The sequence below is a fragment of the Bacillus sp. LJBS17 genome (assembly GCF_019334685.1).
Taxonomy (GTDB): Bacteria; Bacillota; Bacilli; order Bacillales; family Bacillaceae; genus Bacillus; species Bacillus subtilis.
In genome coordinates this window covers 3,913,252-3,934,093 of record NZ_CP079759.1, presented here as the reverse complement: position 1 = coordinate 3,934,093, position 20,842 = coordinate 3,913,252, and the positions used below count along the sequence as shown (strand labels likewise).

Here is a 20,842-nt window from a genome sequence, read left to right as displayed (position 1 = left end):
CGTCCTATGAGATGCTCAGGATGAAGTGACTTTTCCGGTTTTATAAAATTCGTCAATTGCTTTATCGACATACACCCAGCCTTTCCAGCCGATGTGAATGGTGTCTTTCATGAAATACGGGTCATATTCATGCCCTGAGAAATCAGCAACCTGGAAGCCCTTCGCTCTGATTTGTTTATTTACCTTTTTGTAATAGTCAGTGCGTCCTTTTTTCGGGAAGCCCGTGTAATCGTACCATTTCCCGTTAACAGGAATGGTGACAAACATAGGCTCTGCGCCCGCATCCTTCAGGATATCGAGCATCATTTCAAAGTCGCCATATTCCGGTGACACCGCATACGATCTTCCTTTGTTTTTCCCTTTCAGCTTAGGCACTTTCGGCTTCAGCTTTTTATAGACAGGGTTGTCGATGTGAAAATCGTTAGAACCGGAGTGGCGTTTGCCTGATTGATCCGCTAGTTTATTCAATTCAGACCATGACTTATCCTTTACTGACTGCGAGATATAGCGCTTTGGCCCGGATGATTCTGTCGTTGAATAATACAGATCTTTCTTTTCCAGCATGCTGTAATACACTTTGGCCGCCGGCTTCAGCGCGTTCACTTTCCACGTCTGGCCGTTTACCATTGCTTTGTACAGCTCAGAAAGAATGGCATCGTTTTGCACAGCCTTAAAGCGCAGCATGCGTTTCATCATTTTCTTTTTAATTTCAGGATCGATCTGATCGTTAAATGCCAAATCAAGCCCTTGCAGCGCAGAATAGTTCGGCGCGAAATGCTGTTCATCAGACCCGCGCTTAATAAACCATTGCGGAGACACGATGAATACGATTTTTTTGCCCTTCAGCTGATCCATATGGGCAGCGAAGTTTAAAGAATGAATCAATGACTGGGATCCGCCTTTGCCGACAAGGTATGGCGTGAATCCCTCATTGTTTACCTGAAAATAATTAGATGGGTGGAACTCGTCCAGCCGAGAAAGCTCAGAAGACCCGTAAATCGGAAGATATGTCGGATCTTTGAGCATCTGATCTTGTAAATATAGCCCTTGAAACATACTCGGATTCAAGGCTGTTGCTGACTCTTTCACACGCTTATCGGTGATGAAGCCTGTCAGCCATGAAGATGGAATTGCGATGGCGCCTGCGAATAGAATAAACGCCAAAATAATTGGACCGAAAAAACGCTTTTTCATTATTTCAACTCAGACAGCTGATTTACAATGTTGTTAGGTGTATTCCAAACGTCCCGGTCAAATTCAGTGATCGGCACTAAAATATCAAAACGGTTTTCAATCGCAAGCAGCAATTCTACTGTTCCAAAAGAATCAAGCAAACCTTCTTCAAAAATTTCAATATCAGGATTTTCCTTTACGATGTCATCCTGGCAAACCTCTGCTAAAACGTCTAATACCTCTTGTTTAAAATCCATAGCTTTCTAATCTCCTTTAATGGTGGTGATGAAATGGTTTTCCTGAGAAAATATAAAACCCGAAGCAAACGAAATGGAATGTGATCACAATCGCGAGAATGGTTGTCCAGCGGTTGGACGGCAGCCATTTATATTTCTTATTCCACTTCTCGAAAAAGTTGTAACACGTCATCAGAACGGCGTGATAGAGGCCGTAAATGATATATTGCGGCGCGAGCCCGTGCCAAACCCCCATCAGCATAAACAGCAGGAAATATCCGATGTTTGAGACGGCCATACGGTTTTTGATCCACTTTTTCTTAGTCATCCAAAATACGAATCTCATAAACACATAATCTCTGAACCAAAATGACAGAGACATATGCCAGCGATTCCAGAAATCTTTAATATTTTTACTGATAAACGGTTTATTAAAGTTTTCTGGTGATTTAATGCCCATAATGTAGCTGACCCCGACGGCAAACATCGTGTAGCCGGCGAAATCAAAGAATAAATACATGCTGTAGCCGTACATGTACAGCAGGTTCCCAAGAATCTTATTGTGCGTGATTGCGGGAAGATTCATGATGAAGTACGTATTGATCGCGTAGCCGATAATAAATTTATACAGGAAACCGATGAAGATTTTATGGATTCCCGTATACAGCAGGTCGGCGTATTCTTCTTTCGTCCAAGCCTTCTGTTCATCCTTGACGAACCGGCGGTATCTGTCGATCGGGCCGGAGGAAATCGTCGGGAAAAACAGGATGAAATACAGCAGGCGGTGCAATGGCAGCTGTTCTTTCAGCAGTCCGTCTCTTGCTTCCATAATCAGCTGAACGCCTTTAAAGGTTAAATATGAAATCCCTAAAAAGCTGATCAGGTTATGCGGCGCATGATGCGGCTGCGGGTGCGACAGAAACGGCCATATTTTTGACAGAAATAAAGGCAGAATCGACGCGATAACAGCCCCGCAAAAGACAAAGCCGCTGTTCGCTTTCTGCCGGTATGCCAGATAGCCGCTGATCAGGAGCACCTGCCATATTGTAAACAGGCACAGCGCGATGACCCCGTGTAAGTCGTGCGAAAAAATTAAAGCCAATATAATGATAGATATGAACATGTTGTATGCTTGAAATCTTTTTCCGTTTAAGCCGAGAATGATCGTCGGCAGAAGAAGAATGCCAAGCAGTATAAAGAATAAAAACGAGCTGTAAGGCGTCATACAAGAACCTCTTCGCCAATGCGTTTTCGGTCAATTTTGCCGTTAGCCGTCATTTGAATGTGATCCTGATAGATAAATTTTCTCGGGATCATATATGCCGGAAGGGAAGCGGCAAGCTCTTTTTTAATAGCGCTTGTCAGCTGGAATTCCTTCTCGAACTCATGCTCCTCAGGCACAATAGCAGCGATCAAGTACTCAACTGTTCCGTTTGGCTGATAAGGAATCACGACAGCAGAGCGAACGTACTGTGACTGTCTGACATGGAACTCGATTTCCTCCAGCTCCATTCGATAGCCGTGAAGTTTAATCTGAAAATCCAAACGTCCTTGGCAGAAAATCTGACCGTCTTGAATAAAGCCGGCATCGCCAGTTCGGTATGCCCACTGGCCTTCATGAGAGAAAAACGCTTTTTCCGTCAGCTCTGGCTCACCAAGGTAGCCTCGGCTTACACTCGGCCCTGCAATGACGATTTCTCCTTTTTCTCCATCAGGAAGCGGTTGTCCCTCTTCATCCATAATGAAAATGTTCATATCTGGTTTGGCGAAGCCCACTGGAAGCGATTCGCTGCGGCTGATGACGTCAGCCGTAATTTCAACCGATGTGACAGCCACTGTCGCTTCAGTCGGGCCGTACGTATTAAAAATCTTTGCTTTCGGAAAACGCTCAAGCAGCGCTTTTGCCACAGAAACCGGAAGAACCTCTCCGCAAAACATAAATGTGTCCGCATGAGGCAGCAGATCCTGTGAAAAACCCGGATCCATCAGGCACATTTGCACAAAGGAAGGTGTTGATGTCCACACATTCAGTCCGGACTTCTTCAGCTCTTCAAATAAGACTTTCGGCTTGTTCACAGCATCCTTTGTCACGCAATGTAAAGTCCCGCCTGATTGAAGGCACGGATATAGGTCCATGACAGACAAATCAAATGAGAACGGCGCTTGGTTTAAAAATATTTTTCCTCCGCTGACTGGAAAGTCTGCACAAATCCAGTCTGTGAAGCTTTGAAGATTCGCAGCGGAAATCTGCACGCCTTTCGGATTTCCTGTGCTTCCGGAAGTGTAAATGATATAAAACGTTTCGTGTTCTTTGACCCATTGATCTTGGCTGACAGAGCCGCCTTCGTTTTCCAGCAGTTCTTCCGCAGAAACTGTCTGAATCTGCTGGCCGACTGCATCAATTGAGAGTCCTGCTGCATGGATCAGCAATTCTGCTCCAGAGCTTTCGATAATTTTCGCAATCCGTTCGGACGGAATAGAAAGGTCAACCGGAATATAAGGATGTCCCGCTTTGACACTTCCCAAGAAGGAAACGATCATGTGCGGCTCCATGTGGCCGTACACAAGGATAGGAGATTTCTTTTCCCCAGAAATGCGTTTTTGGATCGCGGCAGCCGCGCGGTCAGACTGCTCCCATAATTCCTGATACGTGAGCGACTGGCCTTGAGAGCGGAAGGCATCGGTTTGCGGATAAGTTTCCGCATGTGTTTGAATAGCATGTAAAAGTTTCATAGTTATTCTCTCTCCAATTAGAAATCGTTATAAATATATGAACCGGTATTCGCGGTGTGAAAACCATACATAAAAAACAAAACAAGCAGTATCATCAAATAAAAGCCTGTATGACATGTCCACTTGACAGCGGGTTTTTCATACAGCTGTTTCATTAATTGCAGCATATCAAAAATTCCCTTCCCGTTTTTTCGACAATCACATGATTATTTGACGATCAGATGCTCAAAAAGTTTCATTTTTTCCCTAATCTCCCTCAAATTAATATATCGGCGTATGTTTTTGAAAATGAATCTTTATACCTGCAAGGGCAAGAATGGAATGTTTCGAGCTGATTCATAATAAAGGAAAAGATAGCTGGAGTCAAAAGATCTTTTTAACTTTTAAAAAGTGTAATGTACTTAAAAAAATTTTTCTGTACCTGTTCGTTCAAGTGAAAGCAGAAACCTAATGAAATCAGGGCGAGAAGCGTATAATAAGAAAGAAAACGCCTTCTTGCGGTATCTTGTGAAATAAGGGAGAAGTCATTATGATAGATAAGGAAGCAAAAGGAGTTTTTTATTAAGCTGCCGGCTGAAAAAAAGTAAGCCTTTTAATAGAAAGGAAGAGGAAGATGAACCAAACAAATAAGGGTGAGGGTCAGACAGCGCCGCAAAAAGAAAGCATGGGGCAGATCCTTTGGCAGTTAACCCGTCCTCATACGTTAACCGCATCGTTTGTGCCTGTGCTGCTCGGAACCGTTTTGGCGATGTTTTATGTGAAGGTTGATCTGCTGCTGTTTTTGGCTATGCTGTTTTCTTGCCTATGGATCCAGATCGCGACGAACTTATTTAATGAATACTATGATTTTAAACGCGGATTAGATACAGCAGAATCAGTCGGAATCGGAGGGGCAATTGTACGCCACGGAATGAAGCCTAAAACGATTTTGCAATTAGCTCTGGCCTCATACGGGATTGCCATTTTGCTCGGTGTCTATATTTGTGCGAGCAGCAGCTGGTGGCTTGCGCTGATCGGCCTTGTCGGCATGGCGATCGGCTACCTGTATACAGGCGGGCCGCTCCCGATTGCGTACACGCCGTTCGGTGAATTATTCTCAGGCATTTGCATGGGTTCGGTGTTTGTGCTGATTTCGTTTTTCATTCAGACAGATAAGATCAATATGCAGAGCATTTTGATTTCCATCCCGATTGCGATTCTTGTCGGCGCGATTAACCTGTCGAACAACATTCGTGATATTGAAGAGGACAAAAAAGGCGGACGCAAAACATTGGCGATTTTGATGGGGCATAAGGGAGCTGTTACTCTGTTAGCTGCGTCGTTTGCCGTCGCTTATATCTGGGTTGTCGGCTTGGTTATTACCGGTGCCGCAAGCCCATGGCTGTTTGTCGTCTTTTTGAGCGTGCCTAAGCCGGTTCAGGCAGTGAAGGGCTTCGTCCAGAACGAAATGCCGATGAATATGATTGTCGCAATGAAATCAACAGCCCAAACAAATACATTTTTCGGATTCCTGCTCTCGATCGGATTATTGATCAGCTATTTCCGATAATAAAAAAGACCGCTCGTTTCATGCGGTCTTTTTTTGTTACAATCGACCGCATTTTGTAAAAAAATTCATAGAACCTTGCAGCAGACAGGGACGTCTAGTACATGGACAGCGGATAAAGTTCCGTTAAAGGAGATGACGAACATGGATTTATCTGTAACACATATGGACGATTTAAAAACAGTAATGGAAGATTGGAAAAATGAGTTATTAGTTTATAAATTTGCGCTAGATGCGCTCGATACAAAGTTCTCAATTATCAGCCAGGAATATAACCTCATTCACGGACACAACCCGATTGAACATACAAAATCCCGTGTAAAAAGCTTTGAAAGCATCGTGAATAAGTTAATGAGAAAGGGCTGTGAGATTACGACGAAGGAAATGAAGGAGCATATTCACGACATTGCCGGCGTGCGCATCATCTGTTCCTTTATTTCTGACATTTATAATGTCGTGAATGTGTTGAAGCAGCATGAAGATTTGAGAATCGTAAAGGTAAAAGATTATATCCAGACACCCAAACCGAATGGCTATCGAAGCCTGCATTTAATCATTGAGATGCCTGTGAATTTAACGAACCGTGTGGAATACGTCAAAGCAGAAATTCAAATCCGGACAATCGCGATGGATTTCTGGGCGAGCCTTGAACATAAAATTTACTATAAATTGAACAATGACGTTCCTAAGCAATTAACAGATGAGCTGAAGGAAGCCGCGGAGATTGCCCATTACCTAGATGAGAAAATGCTGGGGATTAAGAAAGAAGTGGATTAAAAAAGACGGCACCCAAGTGCCGTCTTTTTTTATTTGATATCTTCAAAAATGTCAGATGCTTTGGCCTTCATTTGTTTCTTAATGGTTTTCGGTTTCTTCTCTTTTTTCACAGCCTCATAGACTGCGGCTGTCACAAGATCGCCTGCTTGCTGGAGGCGTTCTTTGCTGATATGATCGATCGAGTCTTCAGGGGTATGATACCACGGCTCAACTTCTTCTGTTTCCGGGTCTCCCCAAATAAAGTTGGCGGAATCAATGCCGGCTTCGTGGAATGGCACATGATCAGATGATCCTCCCTGTGTCAGAGACAGGCTGTCAAACCCAATTTTTTCAGCAGCCGTATGGCTGGATTCCCAAACATAGTTAGATTGGCCGTCCAATGTGTTGACATACAACTCAGACGCTTTTTCCCAGCTTGTGCCTACCATATCTAAGTTGAAGTTCACTTCGCTTCGTTTCAGCTCTTTTTCCGATAGATGATCTACATAGTGAGAGGAGCCGAGCAGGCCGAGCTCTTCGGCGCCGAAAGCGATAAAGCGGATTTCTTTATCAGATGGAACGCTTTTTAAGACACGCGCCATCTCCAGCATAACAGAGGTTCCTGAGCCGTTGTCATTTGCTCCGGGCGAAAAAGGAACACTGTCGTAATGGGCCGTCACGTACACAATGTCTGGATGTTTGATGTTCTTTGGTTTTTTAATTCCGATGATGTTCTGAGAGGTTTGGTTTGTGAATGCTTTTAGTTTTAAGGTGGCTTCTTTTTGCTGGGTAAGTGCTTCGCCGTCTTCTTTCTTAATGCCGACGACCGGAATGCCGACTTTATTTCCCGACAGGTTTGGCGTCATAGGCACGAGGCTTTCTTTGTTGTTATAAATGATGACAGCTTTCGCTCCGGCGGCTTCGGCATTTTTGGCTTTCTCGTAATAAGTCAGGTCTCCTCTGGAAATTAAGGCGATTTTGCCCTTGGCGTCAGCGGTAAAGTCCTTTTGATAGCCCAATCCCGCATTGTAAAGCGGGGCCGTCAGCCCTTGTTCCTCAGTCGAAGCTGAGCCCGACGCCGCTTGGAGAAGAATATCGCGTCCTGCTGAAGACAGTGTACCCTCAAGCCGGTCAGGAATGTTGAATCGTTGAACCTTCACATCAAGCTTTAATTTTCTCAAGGATGAGGCGATCAATAGGGCACTCTTTTTTTCAGCTGCAGTTCCGGCTATTCTGGGGCCGATTGCTTCACTTAGCTGAGAAATGGTAGAGTACGCATGCTTTGCTTTGAATGGAAGCTCGCGCTCGCTATTTGATATTTGTAAAGCGTGCGCGGCAGGGGTGACACTCTGTGCCGGCAAGAGCAGTGTGCCGGCAGTTAAAACAGCCATCGTCATGACAGTCAAAAGCTTTTTCATCAAAAATAAACCTCCCCTAAATGTATGGTTGGGGAATATTTCGGGATGCTAAAGGAGTTTCCTGCAAGATGGAGAGCGTTTTTGAAAAGACAGTGCTTTATACCTGCAAAAAAACGCTTATGAATGAAGGGTCATAAGCGTTTCGGAATATCAAACTATTGGAGCTTTAAAAACTTGCGTTTGCCGACTTGGATGATCATATTCTCTCTTATCTCTGCTTTGGCGTGAATATCTGTTATTTTCTCTCCGTCGATGCGTACACCGCCGTTTTGAATCATGCGGCGCGCCTCGCTCTTCGAAGAGAGGAGTTTTAGCTTGACGAGCAGATCAATCATCGCTATCGTTTTTTCGCCTTTCCAGTTTACGGCTGGTATATCTTCCGGCAGGCTGTTTTCCTGAAAGACTGTTTTAAACGAGTGTTCGGCAGCTTCTGCTGCTTTCTCTCCGTGATACATTCGGACGATTGTTCTGGCTAAAAGCATTTTGGCATCACGCGGATGAACGGCGCCGGTTTCTAAGTCTTTTACGAGCTGTTTTTTCTCTTCAAGCTCTAAGTCTGTCGCCAAGTGGATGTACTTTTTCATCAGGCTGTCGGGCAGTGACATCGTTTTTCTGTACATGTCGTTTGGATGTTCGTTAATGCCAATGTAGTTGTGTTTCGACTTCGACATTTTCTCGACGCCATCCAAGCCTTCCAAGAGCGGCATAAGGATGACGACTTGTTTTTCTTTGTTGTATCGTTCTTGGAAATGCCGTCCCATGAGGACATTGAAATGCTGATCCGTTCCGCCTAATTCAATATCACTTTCGAGAACGACAGAATCATAGCCCTGCATCAATGGGTAAAAGAATTCATGCAGTGAGATTGGTTTTTGCATGGCGATGCGTTCTTCAAAGTCGTCGCGCTCCATCAGGCGGGCTACCGTTATTTTCCCTGCTAATTCAATGACATCTTCTAGATTCAATGTTTTCAGCCATTTTGAGTTATAGTGAAGCTCGACTTTTTCTGGATCAAGCACTTTTCCGAATTGCTCAAAGTAGGTTTTGGCATTGTGCTGAACTTCTTCATCAGTCAGTTGCTTTCTGGCTGCCGATTTTCCGGTCGGATCACCAATTTTTCCTGTGAAATCCCCAATTAACAGCTGGACAATGTGGCCGTTTTCTTGAAATTGGCGAAGCTTATTTAACACAACCGTATGGCCCAAATGTACATCCGGTGCAGACGGATCTAATCCGAGCTTAATTTTAAGCGGCGTGCCCGTGGAAATTGATTTCACGAGCTTTGCCTTTAATTCCTCCGGCGGTATGACTTCGTGGGCGCCTGTCATGTATAGCTGAAGCTGTCTTTCTACCTCTTTTTGCTGTGACGCTGTGAGCTGCTCAAATGTTCTCATCATTTTTCCTCCTTTTTTACAAACACAAAAAAGAGCCCATCCCAATAAGGGACGTGGCTCAATGCACGCGGTACCACCCTGGTTGAAGACATTGTCTTCCGCTCATTCGAATAACGGTTTCCCGTTCTTTGCTACTTTTAAGGTTCACAAAGAAAGCTCGGGGAGGTAATTCACGTTTGCTGTGTGCCGGCTCGCACCTTCCGCCGGCTCTCTGAAACAGGGAGACAAACCGCTACTGGATTCCCGTCAAAGCTTATGTTGTATGAAGATTGTCAGCTACCTTTCTAAGCAGCCCTGTCAATATTTTCTGTTCGTCCTTCGTCATTCCCGCAATGAGCTCTGTTTCCCCTTTGTGAAACTCCGGGTAGAGTTCTTCGATCGCTTGTTTGCCGGAATCGGTGATTGAGACAAACACGAGTCGCCGATCTCTTGTGTCGATGCTTTTACTGCAAAAACTCTTTTTTTCGAGCGTTTTGATCACGTTGCTTGCTGTAGCTGTAGATATCCCTGACAGCTCAGCGATTTTTCTCGTTTCGAGCGCTCCCCATACCCATAGATCATAAAGAATGGAGAAAGCGGTCCAAGAAAGGTTATAGGAAGAAAGAACCTCAGTCTCCATTTTGACACGGAGCCTTTGTGCAGACCGATACAGATTCGTAGCGATCGAAATGGCTTCTAGGTTGAGTGACTCGACGGGCATTTGTTTGAGCTTAGAAAGTGTATCGTGTTCTTCCTTCCGAAGCTGCTGATGTTGATGTGAACGTTCCATTTTTTAGGCCTGCCTTAAATTATCAGAATCATTAGCTATGAAACGAATTGTAACAGACTCTGATGTGAACTTCAAGCCCATATATCGGTGAATAAAAAAAGCCCAAACAACGCCAAAATAAACAAAAACCCGCAAACGGGGGTGCAGTTTTGCAAAAATATGTTCAATCCGTCTATAAGCATGATCCGTTTCATCTGTTTTCGACAGAGCATGTAGTGACGTTAGCGATTATCGCCCTTTTGGCCATTCTGTTGTTTTTGTTCCAAGAGGGGGTCAAGCAGCCGAGGGCCAGCCGGTTTTTACGTTCTCTGTTTGTGTTTCTTTTGCTTGGTTCGCAAATCGGCTATCAAATATGGATGATCGCCACGGGCAGGTGGTCGGTGCGCACTTCATTGCCTCTCCAGCTTAGTGACCTGTCGGTGTATTTGTCAGCTATTATGTTAGTGACAAAAAGCAGAAAGCTGTTTGTGTTTTTGTTTTTTGTCGGCATCGGCAGTTCGATTCAGGCTCTTGCCACTCCTGACCTCGGAATGTTTTCATTTCCGCATATCCGATATATCCTCTTTTTTATTTCTCACGGGTCTGTGTTTTTATCCTGTCTGCTGATGGCTGTGATTGGCACCTACAGAATGGGCCAGCGCTCGTTATGGGTGACAGTCCTGCTTGTTAATGTGTACGGCGTCTGTATTTTTCTGATTGATCGCTGGCTTGGCGCGAATTATATGTATTTGACGAAAAAACCGGGCGGTTCCTCTCTCTTAGATGTTCTCGGGCCATGGCCTTGGTATATCGTCTCGGCTGAAGCCATCACGATCGCCAGCTTTTTCATTCTTTATTTGCTTTATCGCATCTTCAAAAAATGACACCTTTTTTGTTGTATCACACATTCTGTTTAAAAAAATGTCGGAGAACGTGTTTATTTTTTTGAAAAAGGGTATGTAACTTGTACAACAAAAAGGGAGATGAATACCATTGAGGAAAGATGAAATCATGCATATCGTATCATGCGCAGATGATAATTATGCTCGTCATTTAGGTGGGATGTTCGTTTCTTTATTGACTAACATGGATCAGGAGAGAGAGGTAAAATTATACGTCATTGATGGCGGAATTAAGCCTGATAACAAAAAAAGACTGGAAGAAACCACTTTGAAATTCGGAGTGCCGATTGAGTTTTTAGAAGTGGATACCAACATGTATGAACATGCGGTAGAGAGCAGCCATATTACAAAAGCCGCGTATTACCGCATTTCGATTCCCGACTTAATTAAGGATGAAAGCATCAAACGAATGATTTACATCGATTGCGATGCGCTTGTCCTAGAGGATATTTCTAAGCTATGGGACTTAGACATTGCGCCATACACCGTAGCCGCTGTTGAGGATGCGGGGCAGCATGAACGCCTGAAAGAAATGAACGTCACTGATACAGGGAAGTATTTTAACTCAGGTATCATGATTATTGATTTTGAGTCTTGGAGAAAGCAAAACATCACAGAAAAAGTCATCAACTTTATCAATGAACACCCAGACGAAGACTTTCTTGTGCTGCATGACCAAGATGCACTGAATGCGATCTTGTATGATCAGTGGTATGAACTTCATCCGCGCTGGAACGCTCAAACCTATATCATGTTAAAGCTGAAAACCCCACCGACTCTGTTAGGGCGGAAGCAATATAATGAAACGAGAGAAAACCCGGCAATCGTGCACTTCTGCGGCGGAGAAAAGCCTTGGAACTCCAACACAAAACATCCGTATCGCGATGAGTATTTCCATTACATGTCCTATACGAAGTGGAATACGATTGGGAATCCGGCGATCAACCAATAAATCAGATAAAAAAACGCTTTTGAGATGATCAAAAGCGTTTTTTTTGTCTCAGCGTGCGACTGACCGTTGGTAGAACCGCTGAATATGCATGGCGATGTAGCATAATTCTTTTTCAGGAAACTCAAAGCCGTACTCCTTCTTCACAAAGGTGCCGATGCTTAGGGCACACAGGAAGGCATCCTTAAACTTCTCTTTAATGATGTCGATCATTTCTGCGTCCAGCTCGTAAATGGATTCGCCTGCTTTGATATGCTGAATGGCAAAGCGGAGATGGGTCACAAGCCGTTCATAAGAGATGGTATCTTCAACGATATTAATAGACAATTGAATTTCGATAATCTCGATAATATCACGGATCATTGTTGTAATATCAAGCGTTTGTGTCATATCGCCGGCATTGTTTCTTGCTGTGTGGATATGCATGGCGATATTGCCGATTTCATCATCAGGAATGTGAATCCCCAGTTTATCTTTAATCAGTGTTCTGGCCCATAAGCCGATCTGGAACTCCTTTGGATAAAGGACTTTGATTTCATTCAGCAGCGGATTTTTGATAACCATCCCATTGCTCAGGCGTTCAATCGCAAAGGAAAGATGGTCTGAAAAAGCGACATGAATGCGCTCGTTGATTTTGATATTCAGCTCTTTTTCGGCATGAGAGATAATTTGCTCAGAAATCTGAATGTGGTCTTCAGGCAATGTTTCTAAAATCTCTTCGAACTGCTTATAGTCAGGTGTATCTTTTCTGATAAAGGTTTTTTCTATTTTTGACGGATCGACAATATCATTCTTCTTTTTGTTAAACGCAATTCCTGCACCTAAGAGAATCTTCTCTTCATTTTGATCCTTTACGACGATAGCATTATGATTTAAGATTCTTTTAATTTTCATAGCTTTTTTGTCCTTTCATCCCCCGTTTTATGAATGAAAACGAATAAATCCAGTTATTCTGTCTCTTCTTTAAACCCGAGAAACAATGTAGCTATAAAAGCAGAGACGGCTGCGATCAAGAAACCGATCATATAATGAACAAAATTAGCGGCGCCAAACGGCAGCACGATTGAAATCATCGGAATGCCTGTCAGTCCGTATGAATTTGCCACAACTTGTACCGCAACCACGTATGCTCCGCCAATAGCACCGCCGATGGCTGCTCCGATAAAGGGACGGATCAATTTGAGATTTACCCCGAATACAATCGGCTCAACAATGCCTAAAAACGCGGTCAGAGAAGCGGGGAGCGCAATTTTCTTCAGGCTTGATTGTTTCGTTTTGAGGAATACCGCAAGCCCCGCTCCGCCTTGGGCCACATTCGCCATCGACCATATCGGCACTAAAAAGTTGACACCGACATGCGGATTAGCAAGCAGCGTTGCCTCAATTGCATAAAAGCTATGATGCAATCCAGATAGGACGATGGTGGAGTAGATGCCGCCGAAAAGAGCTCCGGCGGCAATGCCGGCGTGATCATAAATATAGACGATCGATTGTGTCATGATCTGGCCGATGATGGACGCGGCGGGATTCATCACAATCAGCGCGAGGCATCCTGTCACCATGACCGTAATAAAGGGAATGATCACGACATCAAGCGACTTCGGCACAATCGATTTTAATAGCTTCTCAATTTTGCTCATGACAAAAACGGAAAGAAGAATCGGTATCATGGAACCCTGATAGCCCATCATTGGGATATGAAGCCCCCATATGTCTAAGGAAGACGGGGTTTTGCTGCCGAGCATTGACGGGTCCAGCAGATCAGGATGCGTCAAAAGCCCTGCAATCACTGCCCCTAGGTATGGGTTGCTGCCAAATTGCCGTGCAGCACTGAAGCCAACTAAAATCGGCAGTAAAATAAAGGCTGTGCTGGACACGAGGTCGAGCATTTTAATCCATGGGCTGCCGGCAGCGAACCAGTGAAACACTTTTATCATGCCGATCAGCCCCATGAGCAGGCCGCTTGCTGTTATTGCCGGAATAATCGGCACAAAAATATCAGATAGTGTTTTCGCAAAAGCTGCGGCAGGGTTCAGCTTCCGGCTGGCTTTTTTCTGGTGGACAGGCTCTTCAGAAGGCGCGGTCTCCCATTCATGAACGACTTCTTTATATATTTTGTTGACGACGCCTGCTCCGAAGATAATCTGGAAAAGCCCATAGCGGAAAAAGGTGCCCTGCACACCTTGCAGGTTCTCAATGGCATGTATATCAATTTTCGTCTCGTCCTTTACATCAAAACGAAGACGGGTCGTACAATGGCTGATGCTAATAATATTGTTTTTTCCTCCTGCGAGCAGCAATAATTCTTTTGCAATCTCTTTCTGCAAGCAATCAAAACCTCCTTTGCTGAAGAAAAGTCGGCTTGTTCATCGTATCAAATGAAAAGTTGACAATCAAAATGAAAAAAGTGAGAAATACCGGCTGAAAATGACAAAAATGCCCGCGTCGACGACGGAGCATGAGAATAGGGGTTGTCCAAGGCGCCGTTATGAGCCCAACACGAAAAGAAGAGTTAAAATGCCCTGCTTTTTAGGCACTAATACTCCCTTTGCATCATTGGGTCTTGCCTGCCTGCCCAGTCACAATCCCGCCATATGTGGTGATAACTGTAATAACGTTCATTTTATGCTGTTCATGGCTGTATAGCAATAGTATGAAAAGCCTGTACAATGGATGGGAAAAAGGTTGTGTGTGATGTTCTTAGAATGTAAAAAACCTTTAAGACCTGGAATGCAAGTCTTAAAGGTTTTTGGTTACTTTTTCGGTTTGACGGCGTTCAGCCGTTTTTGCAGCTTTGTTTTTTCATGGGATGCTTTTAATTGATTCACTGCAGACTGAGCGGATGTCTTTGATTTCTTTGTTTTGTCTTTTTCCGCTTTCTTCACTTTTGCCTTGGCAGTTTCCACTTTTTTTGCTTCAGCCGCCGCCACCTTTTTCTTCACCTTGTCTAACCGTTTTTGCAATGCCGTTTTGTCCTTGCCTGCTTGAAGCTGATTGACGGCTGATTGTGCTTTTGCCGCATTTGCATCAGTTGATTTCTTTTCAGCCGCAGATACGGATTGCTGTGCCGTCTTCAAATTGGTGCTCTTCACTTTGTTAAGGCGTTTTTGCAGGGACGTTTTTTCTGAACTTGCAGGCAGCTTGCCAATTGCTGATTGTGCGCTGTCCACATCTGTTTTCTTTTTGCTTTTTTCCGCTTTCGCAACTTTGTCTTTCGCTTGCTTTGACGCGATGTAGCGTTTTACTTGGTCTAAGCGTTTTTGAAGGTTCTTTTTGTCTGTTCCGTTTGGCAGCTTGTTGATGGCAGTTTGTGCTGTATCAACGGTTTGCTGTGTTTTATATTTTTCTGCCTTTGCGACTTTGTCTTTCGCATCTTTTACATTTCTGTATGACTGTACTTTATCCAGTCTTTTTTGCAGGGCAGTTTTGGCGTCGGAGCCCGGCAGCTGGCTGACGAGTTCTCGCGCTTTGTTGATATCGGTTTGTGCTTTTGTTTGTTCCGCTTTTTTCACCGCTTGCTCTGCTGCCGCGTACGCTGAATTTGTTGCCTGTGCTTTATACTGGATTAAGCCGTAGCCAAATTGCTGATCGCGGCCTGCGGTACCAAGATCAACGATGTTTTTCCGCATTTCCTCGCGAAGCTGGACGTTTGTCTCGGCAGGATCACGCTGTTTTAACAAAGCAAACATGGCAGCTGCGTGCGGTGTCGCTTGGGATGTTCCGCTTCCCGTTGCATAATACTGGTTTAAGTAAGTGCTTGTGATGTTTGCCCCCGGTGCTGAAAATTCAACTTCATCTCCAGTTGTTGAAAAGGAGGCAAGCTGATTCTTTTCGTTTGTTGCTGAAACCGCAACGACACTGCTGTATGCCGCCGGATAATTCACTGGCTTGCCGTTTCCGTCGTTACCGCTTGCGGCAACAAGCAGAACGCCTTGTTCATATGCTTTGTTCACGGCGTCATGAAGGATTTTGCTGTCTGACGTCGTGCCAAGGCTCATATTGACGATGTCCATCCCGTTTGCGATCGACCAGTCAATTCCTTGGAGAAGGCTTTGAAGATCCCCCGAGCCGTTCTGATCAAGCGCTTTAACCGCGTATATTTGTGCTTCCGGTGCGATGCCGTCAATTCCGTAGCCGTTATGCTTGGCTCCGATAATCCCTGCGACATGTGTTCCGTGGCCGTTATCATCTTTGTAAGAAGAGGTATAACTGACAGCTGAATACCCGCCGGCAATCGACAGGTCATCGTGGGGGGAGATCCCGCTGTCAATGACGGCAATTTTGATATTTTTTCCTGTCAGTCCTGCCTTCCAAGCCTGTTTCACCTGAATGGGCTCAAGGTTCCATTGCTCAAAGTTGTCAGAGGTGTCAGTGCCGTCTGACAGCACTTTGAAATCCGTGCTGTCTGCTGCGGTAAATGATACGTTGTTTTCTACATACAAAATATCAGGATCCTGCTTTAATTCTTTTACTGTCTCCTGGTCTGCTGTGACCGCTACCGCGGGAAGATGCTTATACTGCTGTTCAACATCAGCATCACTGTCCAGGATGGTTTCCTTTCCGGCCTTGTTTTTATAAACCACAATAACCTCTTTCTCGCTGCTGTTTTGCGCATGAGCGAGAGGGCCTATGGTGAGAAAACTGAAAAACAGAGTGACTGATACAACAAGTTTGCAAGACATGTTTTTCATGATTCATCTCCTTTTTCTATGATGTTTGATATATATATCGGAGAAAAAAAGAGAGATTAATAGTAAGAAGGAAAAAATTTTTCATGGGCAGGGTTGTTTAGCAAAATGCAGATTTTTTCCGCATGAAGAGGAAATTTTCCAAATGAATTTGTAAGCGTTTTCAAAATAAGATAAAGAAAACATTGCGGAGGTTGTTCACAAAGCAATGAGAAAAGGGGGTTTTTAAGATGAGCACATTCACTCGGGTGATGGAGGAAAAAATAATGCCTGTCGCCGGGAAAATTGCCGGGCAGCGGCATCTCAGCGCTTTGCGTGACGGAATTATCCTGACCATGCCGCTGATTATTATCGGGTCTGTCTTCTTGATTTTAACGAGCTTGCCGATTCCGTGGTATGCTGATTTCATGGCGAGTGTGTTTGGGAACGAGTGGGCCGATAAGCTCGGATATCCTGTTAACGCTTCGTTTGATATTATGGCGATGATTGCCGCTTTTGGGATCGCCTATCGGCTGGCAGAAAGCTATGGTGTCGATGCCCTTTCTGCCGGAGCGATTTCAATTGCCGCATTTCTGCTGGCAACACCGTTTGAGGTGCCGTTTACACCGCATGGCTCAACGGAGTCCATCATGGTAGGGGGCGGAATCCCGATCACGCTGCTCGGCAGCAAGGGCTTATTTGTCGCCATGCTGATCGCCTTGTTTTCAACCGAAATCTATCGGTACATTATTCAAAAAAATATCGTCTTCAAAATGCCAGACGGTGTGCCGCCTGCGGTAAGCAAATCGTTTGTCGCGCTGATTCCCGGCTTTATCATTGTGTTTCTCGTGTGGCTGGCGCGCCTTCTGATTGAAATGACACCTTTTCAGAGTCTGCACAATGTCGTAGGAGACCTGCTTGGCACACCGCTTTCCATCCTTGGCGGCAGTCTCGGCGGAAGCCTGATCGCTGAATTTGTGCAGATGCTGCTTTGGTCGTGCGGGATTCACGGGGCTTCCATCATTGGCGGAATCATGGCGCCGATTTGGTACGGCGCGATGGATGCCAACCGTCTCGCCTTCCAAGCAGGCGAGGCGCTGCCGAGTATTTTTACGACTCAGTTTTTTCAAATTTGGATCAATGTCGGCGGAAGCGGGGCGACGCTGGCGCTTGTCCTGGCGATGCTTGTGCGCTCCCGGAGCAAACAAATGAAGCAGCTTGGCCGATTAGGGATTGGGCCCGCGCTTTTTAATATCAACGAGCCGATCATTTTCGGCATGCCGATTGTCATGAATCCGCTCCTTATTGTCCCATTTATCATTGCACCGCTCCTCACGATTACCGCGACTTATATCGGCATGAGCACCGGGCTGGTGGCAAGACCGGCCGGAATCGCGGTGCCATGGACGATGCCGCCGCTCATATCAGGTTACCTGGCGACAGGCGGAAAGGTGTCGGGCGCCGTTATGCAGCTGGTGAATCTGCTGATTACCTGTGCCATCTACTATCCGTTTTTCAGAATATGGGATCATCAAAAATGGCGGGAAGAGAGTGCGGTTGAATCTGGGGATAAAAATGTGATGTGATAGATGATCAGCCTGTCATAGGCTGATCATCTTCTTTCAAATGAAAGGGAATGTTAGAATATGTAAAGGAGGTGCGCATGCTAGAGTATATATGGTTCGATGACGAATCACCGATCTTACAACAAATACCTGTTGAATACTCATCTGCTGCTCTTATTTTTTCTCCTTTTATCCAAATGCCTGAAGGATGGGAGAAAGCAAAGAGAAAACATGATTACGAGCATATTTATCCAAACGATGATGAAATCAGAGAAAAAGGCAGGGCTGTTTCCTGGAAGAAGGTTATGTCTTCTTGCGGCTTTCAAACACATGCTGAGCTGGCGCTGGCTTTAATGACGTCGATAGGCGCTTTAAGGGACGAGTTCGCGAGAGAGGATTTGGCTGAGGTGTTACATGAAAACATAAATGGAGACCTCTATTATCCCAGTGAGGATCATATTTCAAATTTTCATATTCCGAGTTTGGTAAAGGTGTTAGGTGCGAACGGACCCAATCGGTTTTATTACGCAGAACCGATTGTGGAAAACCGTGGCGTTTTGGACATAACTGAGGCCAACTTGCGGACGGTTCTTGATGAAGCCGCAGCAGAGCTCGTTTTGACTGATGAGAAAATGGACTTTGTGTTTATGAGTGTATATGACTCATTCATTAATGTCTTCTTAGCAAAAGATAAAAACATCAATGACCTGGTTCAGCGTATGGGCTGGGAAGCTATGATTTGCGATGAGTCAACGTATATCAGTTGGTATAGATAAAAAAAGAACGTACATCACAAAATGTACGTTCTTTTTTTTATCGCTGAAAGAACTCAATCCACTCACCGTCAGGGCCTTCGATATAGAAATAACGGTATCCGTTTGGAAGTGTTGTGATCTCCTCGTCGATAAATTTTGCGTTCATTTTTTCCGCTTTTGTATATTCAGCCGCGATGTCATCAGTCAGCAGGGCAATGTGGTGCACTTTTCCTTCAGCGGGAAGCTCGCTACTGTAGCCTTGAATCAGTTCAATTTCTGTTTCCGGGCCGTCTTCAAAGCCAAGAAATGCAAGCTCGATTACACCGTTCGTGTGTGTGATGCGATCCTTCAATTTCATGCCGAGTACCTCTTCATAAAATGTGATGGACGCGTTAATATCTCTTACCATGATGCCTGTATGGTCAATTCGTTTTGCCATGCTGCTCCTCCTCGTAACTCTTTTTGTCTATCGTAGAAAAACCTTTCCTTTCTGTCAATGCAGACATCTTGGCGTTTTGTGGTACCATAAGAGAAAGCAAACGGAAAGAGGACGACATATATGAAGCTACTCACCCTAAAAAAAGCACACGCTGCCAAAATAAAAAAAGGCTATCCCCTTATTGAAAAAGAAGCTCTCGCAGGGAGTGCGGGGCACATGAAAGAAGGAGACCTCGTTGATATCGTGTCTGAGAGCGGCGGCGAGTTTCTCGCGCGGGGCTATTATGGCCTGCAAAACAAAGGGGTCGGCTGGACGCTTACCCGAAATAAACATGAACAGGTTGACCAGGCATTTTTTCTCACCAAATTAACAAAAGCGGCCCAAGCGCGCGCCAAACTATTTGAGGCTCAAGATACAACAGCTTTCCGCCTGTTCAACGGTGAGGGTGACGGTGTCGGCGGCGTCACCATCGACTATTATGACGGCTACCTGCTGATTCAATGGTACAGCAAGGGAATTTACACCTTTAAAGACATGCTGATTTCCGCATTGGATGAGATGGATCTTGATTATAAAGCGATTTACGAGAAGAAACGCTTCGACACGGCTGGACAATACGTTGAAGATGATGACTTCGTGAAAGGGAGAAGGGGCGAGTTCCCGATCATCATCCAAGAGAATGGCATTCAATACGCGGTGGATCTGAATGAAGGCGCCATGACGGGCATCTTTTTGGATCAGAGACATGTGCGCAAGGCGATCAGAGACCGCTATGCAAAAGGGAAAACCGTTTTAAATACGTTTTCTTATACGGGTGCATTCTCCGTGGCGGCGGCGCTTGGCGGAGCGGAGAAAACAACAAGCGTCGACGTGGCAAATCGAAGTCTGGCCAAAACGATCGAGCAATTCAGCGTGAACAAGCTGGATTACGAAGCGCACGACATTAAAGTGATGGACGTTTTTAACTATTTTTCATATGCTGCAAAAAAGGATTTGCGCTTTGATCTGATTATTCTCGATCCGCCTTCCTTTGCGCGCACAAAAAAACGCACCTTCAGCGCGGCCAAGGATTATAAAAACCTGCTAAAGGAAACGATCGCTATCACTGCTGACAAGGGTGTCATTGTTGCCTCTACAAACAGCAGCGCCTTTGGCATGAAGAAATTCAAAGGCTTTATCGATGCCGCATTTAAAGAGACAAACGAACGCTACACCATCATTGAGGAATTTACGCTGCCGGAGGATTTCAAAACGATTTCGGCATTTCCGGAAGGCAACTACCTGAAAGTGGTCCTTCTGCAGAAAAAATAATGAAAAAGCTGCCCTGTTCAGGGGCAGCTTTTTTTTATGTAGAAACGATCTGCTGGACGCGGCCGATGCGGCCATCTTCAAGACGGACTTTAATGCCATGCGGATGAAAGTTTGATTTCGTCAAAATATCCTTCACTGTCCCTCTCGTCAGTTTTCCTGTTTTTTGATCTGCTTTCAATACAATATCAACCTGCAACCCTTTCGAAATGCTGTTTCGCTCTTGCCCGTTCATAACGCACATCCTTTCTTT

At 44.9% G+C, this 20,842-nt stretch carries 21 protein-coding genes and 1 other annotated feature; of the genes, 8 read left to right on the top strand and 13 right to left on the bottom strand.

What is annotated here, in order from left to right; all coding sequences use genetic code 11:
- Window positions 1-15: 15 nt before the first annotated feature.
- From dltD to KXZ66_RS20300, 5 genes are read right to left on the bottom strand one after another with little or no spacing between them, the layout of a single operon-like run.
- A complete protein-coding gene (dltD, locus tag KXZ66_RS20320; protein ID WP_003227323.1) occupies window positions 16-1,194 on the bottom strand; it encodes a D-alanyl-lipoteichoic acid biosynthesis protein DltD in 1,179 nt (392 codons plus the stop codon).
- The gene (dltC, locus tag KXZ66_RS20315; RefSeq protein WP_003227325.1) at window positions 1,194-1,430 is read right to left on the bottom strand and encodes a D-alanine--poly(phosphoribitol) ligase subunit 2; all 237 of its coding nucleotides are present in this window, start codon (window positions 1,428-1,430) and stop codon (window positions 1,194-1,196) included. Before dltC ends, dltD begins: the two co-directional genes overlap by 1 nt.
- A 16-nt stretch (window positions 1,431-1,446) precedes the next feature.
- Complete coding sequence (dltB, locus tag KXZ66_RS20310) at window positions 1,447-2,634, bottom strand: D-alanyl-lipoteichoic acid biosynthesis protein DltB (protein WP_049140909.1); 1,188 nt, start codon at window positions 2,632-2,634, stop codon at window positions 1,447-1,449.
- Window positions 2,631-4,142, bottom strand: coding sequence for a D-alanine--poly(phosphoribitol) ligase subunit DltA (gene dltA, locus KXZ66_RS20305; RefSeq protein WP_072175345.1), 1,512 nt, complete (start codon window positions 4,140-4,142; stop codon window positions 2,631-2,633). Before dltA ends, dltB begins: the two co-directional genes overlap by 4 nt.
- Before the next feature lie 17 nt (window positions 4,143-4,159).
- Complete coding sequence (locus KXZ66_RS20300; RefSeq protein WP_003227330.1) at window positions 4,160-4,309, bottom strand: teichoic acid D-Ala incorporation-associated protein DltX; 150 nt, start codon at window positions 4,307-4,309, stop codon at window positions 4,160-4,162.
- A 149-nt stretch (window positions 4,310-4,458) separates the two neighbouring features.
- Between KXZ66_RS20300 and KXZ66_RS20295 the strand changes: the two genes are divergently transcribed.
- From KXZ66_RS20295 to ywaC, 3 genes are all read left to right on the top strand, one after another.
- Window positions 4,459-4,593: a hypothetical protein gene (locus KXZ66_RS20295; RefSeq protein ID WP_021480955.1), complete on the top strand. Its 135-nt coding sequence runs from the start codon at window positions 4,459-4,461 to the stop codon at window positions 4,591-4,593.
- 162 nt (window positions 4,594-4,755) lie between these two features.
- The gene (locus tag KXZ66_RS20290; protein ID WP_009968370.1) at window positions 4,756-5,691 is read left to right on the top strand and encodes a 1,4-dihydroxy-2-naphthoate polyprenyltransferase; all 936 of its coding nucleotides are present in this window, start codon (window positions 4,756-4,758) and stop codon (window positions 5,689-5,691) included.
- A gap of 141 nt (window positions 5,692-5,832) precedes the next feature.
- The gene (gene ywaC, locus KXZ66_RS20285; protein ID WP_003244564.1) at window positions 5,833-6,465 is read left to right on the top strand and encodes a GTP pyrophosphokinase YwaC; all 633 of its coding nucleotides are present in this window, start codon (window positions 5,833-5,835) and stop codon (window positions 6,463-6,465) included.
- A gap of 29 nt (window positions 6,466-6,494) precedes the next feature.
- On the opposite strand, the gene ywaD is transcribed toward ywaC, so the two are convergent.
- From ywaD to ywaE, 3 genes are all read right to left on the bottom strand, one after another.
- The gene (ywaD, locus tag KXZ66_RS20280; protein ID WP_172850196.1) at window positions 6,495-7,862 is read right to left on the bottom strand and encodes an aminopeptidase YwaD; all 1,368 of its coding nucleotides are present in this window, start codon (window positions 7,860-7,862) and stop codon (window positions 6,495-6,497) included.
- A gap of 155 nt (window positions 7,863-8,017) precedes the next feature.
- Window positions 8,018-9,259 carry a tyrosine--tRNA ligase gene (gene tyrS / locus KXZ66_RS20275; RefSeq protein ID WP_219144709.1) on the bottom strand — a complete coding sequence of 414 codons (1,242 nt, stop codon included), beginning with the start codon at window positions 9,257-9,259 and terminating at the stop codon, window positions 8,018-8,020.
- A 41-nt stretch (window positions 9,260-9,300) separates the two neighbouring features.
- Window positions 9,301-9,515: a binding site (T-box leader), on the bottom strand.
- Window positions 9,510-10,025 carry a tyrZ transcriptional regulator YwaE gene (ywaE, locus tag KXZ66_RS20270; RefSeq protein WP_064671790.1) on the bottom strand — a complete coding sequence of 172 codons (516 nt, stop codon included), beginning with the start codon at window positions 10,023-10,025 and terminating at the stop codon, window positions 9,510-9,512. Its footprint overlaps the feature before it by 6 nt.
- Window positions 10,026-10,174: 149 nt before the next feature.
- Here ywaE and KXZ66_RS20265 point away from each other — a divergent pair, with 149 nt between their 5' ends.
- A complete protein-coding gene (locus KXZ66_RS20265; RefSeq protein WP_064671791.1) occupies window positions 10,175-10,888 on the top strand; it encodes a YwaF family protein in 714 nt (237 codons plus the stop codon).
- 109 nt (window positions 10,889-10,997) lie between these two features.
- A complete protein-coding gene (locus KXZ66_RS20260) occupies window positions 10,998-11,858 on the top strand; it encodes a glycosyltransferase family 8 protein (RefSeq protein WP_103803644.1) in 861 nt (286 codons plus the stop codon).
- A gap of 48 nt (window positions 11,859-11,906) precedes the next feature.
- Here KXZ66_RS20260 and sacY read toward each other — a convergent pair whose 3' ends face one another.
- The 3 genes from sacY to epr form a co-directional block, all read right to left on the bottom strand.
- Complete coding sequence (gene sacY, locus KXZ66_RS20255) at window positions 11,907-12,749, bottom strand: transcription antiterminator SacY (RefSeq protein ID WP_003227349.1); 843 nt, start codon at window positions 12,747-12,749, stop codon at window positions 11,907-11,909.
- A gap of 53 nt (window positions 12,750-12,802) precedes the next feature.
- Entirely contained in the window at window positions 12,803-14,182 is a 1,380-nt protein-coding gene (sacX, locus tag KXZ66_RS20250; RefSeq protein WP_046381426.1) for a SacY negative regulator SacX, read from the bottom strand.
- Window positions 14,183-14,608: 426 nt separating this feature from the next.
- The gene (gene epr / locus KXZ66_RS20245; protein WP_219144708.1) at window positions 14,609-16,546 is read right to left on the bottom strand and encodes a minor protease Epr; all 1,938 of its coding nucleotides are present in this window, start codon (window positions 16,544-16,546) and stop codon (window positions 14,609-14,611) included.
- Between the two features lie 227 nt (window positions 16,547-16,773).
- On the opposite strand from epr, the gene celB reads away from it, so the two are divergent.
- Together celB and KXZ66_RS20235 are read left to right on the top strand one after the other, a co-directional pair.
- A complete protein-coding gene (gene celB / locus KXZ66_RS20240; protein ID WP_219144707.1) occupies window positions 16,774-18,108 on the top strand; it encodes a PTS cellobiose transporter subunit IIC in 1,335 nt (444 codons plus the stop codon).
- 77 nt (window positions 18,109-18,185) lie between these two features.
- Window positions 18,186-18,863 carry a DUF2711 domain-containing protein gene (locus KXZ66_RS20235; protein WP_219144706.1) on the top strand — a complete coding sequence of 226 codons (678 nt, stop codon included), beginning with the start codon at window positions 18,186-18,188 and terminating at the stop codon, window positions 18,861-18,863.
- Between the two features lie 37 nt (window positions 18,864-18,900).
- Here the strand turns inward: KXZ66_RS20235 and glxA are convergent, their stop codons facing one another.
- A complete protein-coding gene (glxA, locus tag KXZ66_RS20230; protein ID WP_003243380.1) occupies window positions 18,901-19,281 on the bottom strand; it encodes a glyoxalase GlxA in 381 nt (126 codons plus the stop codon).
- 120 nt (window positions 19,282-19,401) lie between these two features.
- On the opposite strand from glxA, the gene KXZ66_RS20225 reads away from it, so the two are divergent.
- Window positions 19,402-20,592 carry a class I SAM-dependent rRNA methyltransferase gene (locus KXZ66_RS20225; RefSeq protein ID WP_046160987.1) on the top strand — a complete coding sequence of 397 codons (1,191 nt, stop codon included), beginning with the start codon at window positions 19,402-19,404 and terminating at the stop codon, window positions 20,590-20,592.
- Window positions 20,593-20,626: 34 nt separating this feature from the next.
- On the opposite strand, the gene KXZ66_RS20220 is transcribed toward KXZ66_RS20225, so the two are convergent.
- A complete protein-coding gene (locus KXZ66_RS20220; RefSeq protein WP_032725123.1) occupies window positions 20,627-20,824 on the bottom strand; it encodes a YwbE family protein in 198 nt (65 codons plus the stop codon).
- Window positions 20,825-20,842: the final 18 nt, after the last annotated feature.